Source organism: Achromobacter insuavis, from assembly GCF_902859645.1.
GTDB classification, from domain to species: Bacteria; Pseudomonadota; Gammaproteobacteria; order Burkholderiales; family Burkholderiaceae_B; genus Achromobacter; species Achromobacter insuavis.
On sequence record NZ_CADIJR010000170.1, the window covers coordinates 1 to 2,656 of the forward strand.

1 protein-coding gene and 1 pseudogene are annotated in these 2,656 nt (G+C 71.0%); both read left to right on the forward strand.

The features are described 5' to 3' along the window. The first annotated feature begins 153 nt into the window (after positions 1-153). Entirely contained in the window at positions 154-2,355 is a 2,202-nt protein-coding gene (locus H0523_RS31835; RefSeq protein WP_054429222.1) for a TonB-dependent receptor, read from the forward strand. Positions 2,356-2,363: 8 nt separating this feature from the next. Beyond that, positions 2,364-2,656, forward strand: a pseudogene (locus tag H0523_RS31840) (PepSY domain-containing protein); the annotation flags it as partial.

Genomic DNA, 2,656 nt, shown 5'->3' on the forward strand with positions numbered 1-2,656 from the left:
GTCCCCCGCGGACGGCCGCCGCGCCGCTTCCGCCCGAGCCCGCGCCGCCCGTTTCCGGCGGCGACGCCCTGGAGACCCCGCGCCCGCGCCTTTTCGCCGCCCCTGACCGCGGCGCCCGCGCGAGCGTGCATGCCGGCCCCGCCGGCCTGGACCATGAAAAAAAACTACGCAGCATCCCTGCTGGCCGGCGCCTGCGCGGCCAACCCCGCGTTCGCGCTGACCGCCGAACCCGCCATCGAGACCCTGGCCCCGACCCGGGTCGAAGGCGAACGCGCCGAGGACTCGCCCAACGGCCCGATCAACCTGGAGCGCATCGACGGCACCGGCAGCCGCCTCGGCCTGCGGATCAAGGACACGCCGGCTTCCGTCACCGTCATCTCGCGCCAGCAGATCGAGGCGCGCGGCGCGCTCAACACCCAGGACATCGCGCGCGGCATCCCGGGCGTGAACAACGCCGCGCCCCCCGGCATGGCCGGCGCCGTCAGCTACCGCGGCTTCAGCGGCGGCCAGGTGTCGCAGCTGTTCAACGGCATCTCGGTGCAGTACGACTCGGTGGCCGCGCGGCCGATCGACAGCTGGATCTACGACCGGGTCGAGGCCATCGGCGGCCCGTCGACCTTCCTGTTCGGCGCCGGCGCGGTCGGCGGCGCCATCAACTACGTCACCAAGCTGGCCGAGCGCGACACGTTCTATGAGGGCCAGCTGCGCCTGGGATCGTTCGACACGCGCCAGGCGTCGGTCGGCATCAACCAGCAGCTGGCCGGCTCGCCGGGCGGACGCGGCCATTACCTGCGCATCGACGCCAACACCACCGCCAGCCACGGCTGGGTCGACGGCGAGCGGTCAAATTCCACCCAGGTGGCGGCCTCGCTGCTGTCCGACCTGGGCGACGACGTCACGCAGACCTGGGCCTTCGAGTACCAGCGCGAACGCGTCGACCGCCCCTACTGGGGCACGCCGCTGACGGTGGGCGCGAACGGCAAGGTAAGCGGCGAAGGCCAGATCCGCGGCGGCACGCGTTTCAAGAACTACAACGTCGACGACGGCCTGTACGAGCAGTCGGTGCTGTGGGCCCGCTCGCTCACGGAATGGCGCGCGGCGCCGGGCGTCACGTTCAAGAACACGCTGTACTACTACCGCGCCGAACGCGACTTCCGCAACCTGGAGACCTACCGCTACAACGCCGCCAACAGCCGCGTGCTGCGCTCGGGCGCGCTGCTGCAGCGCCACGAACAGAGCCTGATCGGCAACCGCGTCGAAGGCCTGGTCGAATCGACGCTGGCCGGCCTGCCCACCAGCTGGTCGTTCGGCGCCGACCTGAGCGTGAACAAGCAGACCCGCTATCCCACCAGCCTGCCGGCCACGGTGGACGCGGTCGATCCGTACGATTTCCAGCCGGGCTATTTCTACGACATCCCCGGCATGACGCGCGGCCACAATCCGGACCGCGACAACCGCGTCCGGACGCTGGCCTTCACGCTGGAGAACCGCACCGAGGTGCTGCCCGGCGTGGCCATCGTGTCGGCCCTGCGCAAGGACTTCATCGACCTGGACCTGACCAACCGCCGCGCGGTCACCGCCAGCTCGCCGGCCTCGGCCTCGCGCAGCTATTCGCCCACCACCGGCCGGCTGGCGCTGAACTGGGCCATCACGCCGCAGGCCTCGCTCTACGCGCAATACGCCACGGCCGCCGATCCCCCGTCCGGCATCATGGCCACCGCCTCGTTCGCCGACGTGCTCAACAACGACAAGCTGACCACCGGCACGCAGAAGGAAGTGGGCGGCAAGTTCGAGTTCTGGGACGGCCGCGGCTCGGCCACCGTCGCCGCCTACGAGATCACGCGCAAGAACATCTCGGCGCCCGACGCCAGCAACCCGGCGGTCAGCGTCCCGGTGGGCCAGCAGTCGGCGCGCGGGCTGGAACTGGCCGGCGGGCTGCGCCTGACGCGCACCCTGTCGCTGCAGGCCAACGTCGCCTTCGTCGATCCCAAGTACGACGACTTCTCTGAAACGATCGGCGGCGTGCGCGTCTCGCGCAACGGCAATGTGCCGACCAACACGCCGCGGCGCGTGGCCAACGCCTGGATCGACTACGCCTTCCTGCCGGACTGGAACGCCAGCCTGGCCGCGCGCTATGTCGGCCGCGCCTACGCCGATGCCGCCAACACCGTCTGGGCGCCGTCGTACACCGTGTTCGACGCGGCGCTGTCGCATCGCATCGACCGCCACTTCACTATCACCGGCCGGGTCCGCAACCTGACCGACAAGGTGTACGCGGCCAACGTCAGCGGCACGCCGATGTTCTACCTGGGCGCGCCGCGCTCGTTCGAACTGACGCTGCAGGCGCGGTTCTGAGGACAGCCATGGACGCCATCCCCTCTCCCCGCCGCCGGCCCGCGCCCGTGCCGTGGTCCACCCGCGCCAAGCGCTGGCTGTACCTTACGCACCGCTGGGCCGGCATCGTGCTGTGCCTGTTCTTCGCCATGTGGTTCATCTCGGGCGTGGTGATGATGTACGTGGGCTACCCCAAGCTCACGCCGCAGGAACGCATGACGCACCTGGCGCCGCTCGACCCGGCCCGCGTCGCCGCCACGCCGGCCCAGGCGCTGGCCGCCGCCGGCGCGACCGACATGGCGGGCCTGAGCCTGGCCGCGCT